Annotated in this window: 9 protein-coding genes; 2 read left to right on the top strand and 7 right to left on the bottom strand. The window is 42.6% G+C overall.

Going from position 1 to position 6,625, the window contains the following annotated elements:
• Positions 1 to 667, top strand: a 667-nt coding sequence (locus LI149_RS10635) for a HAMP domain-containing sensor histidine kinase (RefSeq protein ID WP_255647475.1), incomplete at its 5' end; no start/stop codon positions are given.
• Positions 668 to 719: 52 nt separating this feature from the next.
• Here LI149_RS10635 and LI149_RS10630 read toward each other — a convergent pair.
• From LI149_RS10630 to LI149_RS10610, 5 genes are all read right to left on the bottom strand, one after another.
• Positions 720 to 968: a DUF6061 family protein gene (locus LI149_RS10630; RefSeq protein ID WP_085531192.1), complete on the bottom strand. Its 249-nt coding sequence runs from the start codon at positions 966 to 968 to the stop codon at positions 720 to 722.
• 378 nt (positions 969 to 1,346) lie between these two features.
• Positions 1,347 to 2,468, bottom strand: coding sequence for a site-specific integrase (locus tag LI149_RS10625; RefSeq protein ID WP_227078833.1), 1,122 nt, complete (start codon positions 2,466 to 2,468; stop codon positions 1,347 to 1,349).
• A 436-nt stretch (positions 2,469 to 2,904) separates the two neighbouring features.
• A complete protein-coding gene (locus LI149_RS10620) occupies positions 2,905 to 3,084 on the bottom strand; it encodes a hypothetical protein (protein ID WP_227078834.1) in 180 nt (59 codons plus the stop codon).
• Positions 3,077 to 3,313: a hypothetical protein gene (locus LI149_RS10615; protein WP_227078835.1), complete on the bottom strand. Its 237-nt coding sequence runs from the start codon at positions 3,311 to 3,313 to the stop codon at positions 3,077 to 3,079. The genes LI149_RS10620 and LI149_RS10615 overlap by 8 nt, the downstream gene beginning before the upstream one ends.
• 111 nt (positions 3,314 to 3,424) lie before the next feature.
• Positions 3,425 to 3,751, bottom strand: a complete 327-nt coding sequence (locus tag LI149_RS10610) for a hypothetical protein (RefSeq protein WP_227078836.1) — start codon at positions 3,749 to 3,751, stop codon at positions 3,425 to 3,427.
• A 352-nt stretch (positions 3,752 to 4,103) separates the two neighbouring features.
• Between LI149_RS10610 and LI149_RS10605 the strand changes: the two genes are divergently transcribed.
• On the top strand, positions 4,104 to 4,313 hold the full coding sequence (locus LI149_RS10605) for a hypothetical protein (RefSeq protein ID WP_227078837.1): 210 nt from the start codon (positions 4,104 to 4,106) through the stop codon (positions 4,311 to 4,313).
• A 667-nt stretch (positions 4,314 to 4,980) separates the two neighbouring features.
• Here LI149_RS10605 and LI149_RS10600 read toward each other — a convergent pair.
• Together LI149_RS10600 and LI149_RS10595 are read right to left on the bottom strand one after the other, a co-directional pair.
• Complete coding sequence (locus LI149_RS10600) at positions 4,981 to 5,409, bottom strand: terminase small subunit (RefSeq protein ID WP_227078838.1); 429 nt, start codon at positions 5,407 to 5,409, stop codon at positions 4,981 to 4,983.
• Between the two features lie 296 nt (positions 5,410 to 5,705).
• Positions 5,706 to 6,578: a sigma-70 family RNA polymerase sigma factor gene (locus LI149_RS10595; protein WP_227085813.1), complete on the bottom strand. Its 873-nt coding sequence runs from the start codon at positions 6,576 to 6,578 to the stop codon at positions 5,706 to 5,708.
• Between the last annotated feature and the right edge of the window lie 47 nt (positions 6,579 to 6,625).

Below are 6,625 nucleotides of genomic sequence, written 5' to 3'. Positions count from 1 at the left end.
CTATGAAGAATATGTGGAGGGCTGGGCACATGAAGCGAAAACGCCCCTATCGTTGTTGACCATGCTCCTGGATAATCGGAGCGACGAAATATCTCCTCCCCTGCAAGCAAAGCTGGATTATGTCCGCAGTCAGCTTCAGGAGGATGTCACTCAAATGTTATACTATGCCCGGTTAAAGAGCAGTACAAAGGATTATCAGTTTGAGGATATCAATTTGAATCAGTGCTTGGGGGAAGTTCTGGAGGACTATGCCCCACTTCTGGAAGAAAAGCAGTTTGTAATTCTCAATAAACTGCAATCTGAAACAGTCTATACAGACCGTAGAGGGCTTCAGTTTATGTTGGGACAGATCGTGAGCAATGCCATAAAATATAGCAGCGATAGTCCCATGCTAACGATCTCTATGATACATTCGGAGACCGCAGATGTCCTTTCAGTTGAGGATAACGGCATCGGTGTAAAAAAATATGATCTGCCGTATATTTTTCAAAAGGGCTTTACCGGGGATTCTACTGACAGCAGAAAGAAAGCTACCGGTATAGGGCTTTACCTGGTTAAGAAGATGGCTGACGATCTAAACCTTCGTCTGGAAGCTGCTTCCCAGTGGGGAAAGGGCTTTAAGATAGTCATCTTCTTTCCAAAATTGAGATCCAACGGAGGAAAATAAATAAATAAACAGAAAAACGCCCGCAGGATTTTCTCCTGCGGGCAGCGTGTTGTCAGCTATCCAAAGGCTTGTATTCTGTTACAGTTTTCAGATAGGTTTCGGGATCGCCATTCAATATCAAGTCAGCATATGCTATCGGGTCATTGTAGATCAAATAATCCAACTCTGACCGCTGATACATATTGTCTGCAATCTCGTTCTCAACAGCGATAGTGTCAATCGCAATCATTCTGCCGTCCCTGAATTTCAGTTCCACACAGCAATTATCCATAGTGTAAGCACAAGATATTAAGGTTTTCATGGTATGTCTTCCATAATTCGAAATATAAAGCGAAAATCCCGTCTGACTTCCTGTTAGAAATCAGACGGGATTTGTCCGTATGCACCCCGGAAACCGTCAGCTAACAGTTGATAAGTAAATTAGTTCCTTATCACTGTTAAGCCAAGGTCTTATAGGGGTTTCGCCGATTCCCGGCGTAAAATGAATCGAGTGTTCGTGACCTTCCACTCGTAAAACAAAACTTCTTTTTCTTCCTATTTATATAGGTTTATCTTTGTTTATTTAGCCTAGAAAGCACTGTGTTTTCAGGCTTTTATTTTTTATCTTAATTTATCCCCGTTTATGCAATTTGGTACTTTTTTTGTACTGCCACAAAAAAAGAGAGGGCTTCTATACCCTCTAAAATGCATTCGCTATTTTCTCCATTTCCTCTGCCTTTGTATCCGGTAATACATGGCTGTATAAATCCATTGTCATAGCAAGCGAACTGTGCCCCAGTATTGTTTTTAATACCTGTGGCTGCATACCTGCTTCAATTGCCCTGGTCGCAAATGTATGGCGAAATACATGGCTTGTGATTCTCGGAAAATCATGCCCGGCTTCCCGAATCCGGTTTATTGTTCTGTCAATCTCTGCCTGTATCCGTTCCCTGCTGACCGGTCCGCCCTCTTCATTGCAAAATAAATACTGATCCATTCTTACTACTTTAAATCCCCAATATTTCCGTTGTGCTTCTATATGCTCCAATGTGGCAGCAGTCAACGGTATATCTCTGGCGGAAGTTCTTGTCTTTGGCGTATCTTCCATATATCCCTTGCCCTCTATGTATTTCAATGTTCTTTGAACATGAATCAGTTTCTGTTTCTTATCAATGTCGGAATACTTAAGCCCCTGCATTTCTCCTTTTCTCATACCAGTTCGAAGCATCACCGCAAAAAAATGATACAGATAACTCTCTTTTGCATATTCCATAAATAGATCTTGCTGTTCTTTTGTCATGGCCATTCTCTCCTTTTTCTTTCCTGTCTGCCGTGGTAACTCTGCCAGCTTTACCGGATTACGTTCAATCAATCCATTCTTCATGGCCTGCTTTAAGCACCCGTTTAAAACAGCCGATACAATTTTAATACTTGATAATGCATATCCTTCTTTTACCAGATCGTTGTATAACTTTTGAATATGCTCGCCCCGGAGCTCCGAAATCTGCCTGCTGCCGAGTCTCTTTTTTATAATGCTCTGATAATATTTTTCATAGCTCGTATAGGTTCCTATTTTCACCCGATTCTTTTTATATTCCTCCAACCAAATTTTATACCATTCATCAAGAGTAATTTTCTCTTTTGTAACATATATGCCATGCTCCAGTTTATACTTAAGTTCTGTTATATACTTCTGCGTCTCTGTAATGGTATTGCCATGCACAAGGTATCTTTTTCCCTGATACATGAAGCGTCCCTCATATCCTTCATATCGTTGCTGTATCCCCTTTGGTAGCTTCCTACCTCTCTTATCAACTGCCATGCTCTACTCCTTTCTGAACATAAGTTCAAGTATTGCAATAAGCCAACATGACAGTTATAATCATGTTGACCCTTTATTGTGTGTATTGGGTTATTTCTGTTTTAGCCCCGTGGTGTTGCCGCACCTGGGGCTTTTGTTATCACCTTCTTTCAAGTTTTTATGCTCTTGTTTTTGTCACCTTTTTAGGGTGTCCGAAATGTCAGAATATACATTCAATCCGAGTATTTCCGAGTCTTGACCTCCTGCCATCCTGTTCGGATATTGGTGTATCGTTCCAGGAAGGGCAGCAGTCTTACAACTTCTCACTGTTCAGAGAGTGCACCCTGTATTTGTGGTTTTGTGCGATGTCGCACCTCGCGCGCGTTATCGTGTTACAAAATTTCCGCCGTCCGGCTCCAGTCCGCCAATACCTTTCCCGGAAAGGCGAGAATCCTATTTATAAATTATCAGCAACAACCATAAAGACCTTTTCGATAAATGGTTTTGCCTTATCCGGTACAGACTTCATTACTTCATCATGCCACTCCTGAAACTCTTCTCCGGTCAGCTTACGAGCTTCAACTACCATTTCTGCGATCTGCGGAATTGCCTGCACAAATACATCTCTTTCAGTCATGATGCTGCGCCCTCCTGGCTCTCTCTGCTCTCTTCCCCTCGATTACGCCATAAATAAATACCTGGCATAGACCAATAAGGCCAGAATCATATTCTTGGAATATGCTCTGTATAACCTCAAGGGGCACCTCACTAATGTAGCTATATTTCAGGATATCAAGCACCTCTGTCAGATCTCCAATCCTGCACGCTTCTACTTTCAGTTTCTCATTAATTACTTCGTAGGCCATTTTTCTCTTGTCCTTTCCCCGGACTCCATGTTATGATTAATATGTTTGTTGGCTGGAATCCAGTCATCTACTGCCCCTATCAGCGTTGGTAGCACTGATAAGGGGCTCTTTTTATGCTGTTATTTCTTGTACCTGTGATCTGCCAAAGAAACTTGCTTTGTAAATTGCTCCATCACCCTTGGAACCCCAAATCAATGAGCAACCAAATAATGCTTTAGAGCCGTGTATTACTTCATATCCAAGCTTTTTCCAACCAGACCATGTATTTGTCTCCTCTGCTACGCCTGCTGCCGCTTTGCTCCTCTCAATGCGCTCTGCGTTGATTTCTTCGGCTTTGGCTGACAGCCATGCTCTGTGCAATGCTTCTGCAAAGCTGATATTATTCTTTCGGTAGTTCTTCCATGCATTCAGCATGATTCTCTTTAAATCGTATTTCATAACCTATGTACTCCTTTCTGCAGGTGTTCCAACAGCTCCGGCAGGTCTTAAACCAATCTCAGTAACCTCTTGTATACCTTTGCTTTCCCTTGTCCGGTATTATATTGGTGTCTCCGGTACGCTTACGCCACATCGTTTTCACCCTTCGCTGTTGTCTTTCCTTAACTTGTAACTATATTATAATCTATGTACCCATAGATTTCAATTGACATACCGTACAAAATCTATGGGTACATAGTGCACCATTTTTGTCTATTTTATCTATGGACACATATATTTACTTCTGCTACAATATTCTTGTAAGGTGGAGAAGAATCCACTAAAGAATTTTGTTATAGGGAGGTGACACATTATGCCAACAGAAAAGAAAACGCGTTACACTGATGCTCAAAAAAAAGCGGCCGAAAAGTACCTCAAAGAATCCGTTGAAGATATCCGCATTCGCGTACCTAAAGGGCAAAAGTCTATTATTAAAGCTCATGCAGAACAACAAGGGGAAAGTATGAATCATTTTGTCACCAGGGCAATTAACGAAACAATGGAGCGTGACTCTGAAGAATAATCGCACTTTTTCCCAAATTGGGAAGAAATCTGAAGAATAATACAGATCCGGCGCATTGGTTCTGCTCAAGTACCATTTCGGTAGTTTCGGACAGTTTTGTCCAAAAGAGTAACCATTTCAACGCCCTCTTGCATCCTGCTGCCGGATATGCTATATTTAAGATACAAAAAGAGCAACCGCCCACAAGGTGGGTTGACCTCGAAGTAAATTGGAATTTATAGAATCACCACTCCTTCGCTCGCCAAAGTTCCGGGGTGGTTTTTCTATGCCTTAAAACATTATCTGATAAACGTAAATACGAATGTCAGCAATGCGAGAATGAACATACCAAACGCCATAAGGTCGTTGAAATCAAAATGATTATTGTCCATCAGCACCACCCCCATTCTATGTAGAATAGAGGCCAGCCACCCTGTAACACGATTGCTCTACTCACAATATAACATACTGCCATTCTCTAAGCAATCAGATTTTCACAGTGGCAGCAGTCCAATATTATCCGCTCGACCAAAAATCCGGCTCAGTATTTCATTGCCGGCTTTTTAACAGGGCTATCTGAAATAGTGAAACCCTCCTCAATTTTGAGGAAACCTATAGTCTCGTGTGTAAATCTGCACTGGACGGCTAAGGTAACCCTAATACGGGGCGTGCTCTCTATTTCAACTCATTATTCTCCGTAATCAATTGTAATATTCAAATCCATATCCACATCTGTTTCAACCTTATCTGTGAATAACGCATATCTCTTGCCCAGAAGCTCTGCAGCTTTCAATTTTTCTTTTTCTGACGGGGCTTTTTCCATTGTCCTCGCTTCACTGCAACCATCACCTGTGCCTTCAACTACAATCTCCTCTGCTGTGGATTTTCCACGCATTACTGCAGTTAAGTATCTCAATACTTCGTCCTGATCTGCTATCAGCTCCGACTCTTTCTCAGCCATTCGTTTCGCTATATATTCCTTGATGCCACTTCTTGCAACCAGTTTATATGCGTTTCCTCTTGCGTACCTCGGAGAATACCCGGCGCGGACTGCTGCCGCTTCTGCGTTTAAATCTATCAAATATTCATCAGCAAATCTTCTCTGCCTTTCCTTCACTTCACTCACCTCCCGTAGTTCCCCCGTTGTTCAGCCTTTGTTCGTTCGTAATTTCTCTTGGTTCTCTCTTGCTTCACCACACTCGGCGAACGCAATTTTGCGTTGAGTCTTCTCACTTTCCTCTCACTTCACGGGCATCTCCTCCCCGGTGCATACAAGAATGACCTTCACACTGTCACTGTGAAGAAAAACACACGATGCTCATTCAGATATTAAATTTCATCAAGTTTTCCGTGATCCCGCTGTGGATCTCTCGGGTTCGTCTGGTGTTCATTCCCATTTCACATTAATTTTCATCAATCTCCCCAACCTAAAACAGCACGTTCCACCTCACTGAATCCGGTACGCTGGAAGCTTTCAACACCAATATGATAAATCGGGTACGGTGTTAGATATTGTTCATGATATGCTTGGTACTTCCTGCTTGTATGTGGCGCCCTGAGTTTCCTCATTGCCTTTCTCTCCGTCTCTCTTATCTTTGACTCAGAGCAACCAAGCTTCTCTCCAATCTCCCGCAGAGTGAGGCGGTCGTAGTATCTCCAACGTATCACCTGCGCCTGTCCCTCCGGTAAATTATCAATTGTCTCCCTCATGTTTTTCTGCATTGCCTGTAAATCACACAACCGGATCACGTCTTCCTCCAGGTCTTGATTTGATGCCAGCGTATCCTCAAGTGTGAAGTCTTCACTTTCTTCGCCTATCACTTCGCTGAGGCTTCTTGTTTGCCCTCTCTTTGCATTTTCCTGTATGCGTGTAAGTTCTTCCCAGCTTACGTCTAAAAGTCCTCGTAATTCATAATCAGAGGGGTCACGGTTATACATTTTCATATACTCTCCGACAATCCGCCGATACTTCATTACAGAATGATACATGTCAGAGGGCAACCGGACCGTGCTGTTGCGCTCAGTAAAACGCTGCATGCGCTGTTTTATCCAGTATGCTGCATAATTGATAAACGGGATATGCTGGCTTACATCATAATGATTGACTGCTTCATTCAGTCCTAAATACCCCTCCTGCATCAGATCATCAAACTCCGCATAGCCTTTATACTTCTTGGCCAGCTTTGCCACAAAGGCCTTTGTCTGCTGCCATAATTGCAGCATATTGGCAACAGTCTCTTCTCCGGCCTGGATCCTTGCTACAAGCTGTTCGTTTGTTATCACCATTGTTTCTTTCTCCATGAATACTAAAATAAATGCAGAGGTCACCTTGC

The organism is Dorea sp. 210702-DFI.3.17, from assembly GCF_020560825.1.
Taxonomy (GTDB): Bacteria; Bacillota; Clostridia; order Lachnospirales; family Lachnospiraceae; genus Dorea; species Dorea formicigenerans.
Note: the sequence above shows the minus strand (reverse complement) of the source record. Positions and strands in the feature narration are given on the sequence as shown.

What these genes read in the sequence shown, in the direction of transcription:
- LI149_RS10605 (WP_227078837.1), top strand. Translation starts at nt 4,104, where the DNA reads ATGCCAACAGAAAAGAAAACGCGTTACACTGATGCTCAAAAAAAAGCG.
- LI149_RS10620 (WP_227078834.1), bottom strand. Translation starts at nt 3,084, where the DNA reads ATGACTGAAAGAGATGTATTTGTGCAGGCAATTCCGCAGATCGCAGAA.
- LI149_RS10615 (WP_227078835.1), bottom strand. Translation starts at nt 3,313, where the DNA reads ATGGCCTACGAAGTAATTAATGAGAAACTGAAAGTAGAAGCGTGCAGG.
- LI149_RS10610 (WP_227078836.1), bottom strand. Translation starts at nt 3,751, where the DNA reads ATGAAATACGATTTAAAGAGAATCATGCTGAATGCATGGAAGAACTAC.
- LI149_RS10625 (WP_227078833.1), bottom strand. Translation starts at nt 2,468, where the DNA reads ATGGCAGTTGATAAGAGAGGTAGGAAGCTACCAAAGGGGATACAGCAA.
- LI149_RS10595 (WP_227085813.1), bottom strand. Translation starts at nt 6,578, where the DNA reads ATGGTGATAACAAACGAACAGCTTGTAGCAAGGATCCAGGCCGGAGAA.
- LI149_RS10630 (WP_085531192.1), bottom strand. Translation starts at nt 968, where the DNA reads ATGAAAACCTTAATATCTTGTGCTTACACTATGGATAATTGCTGTGTG.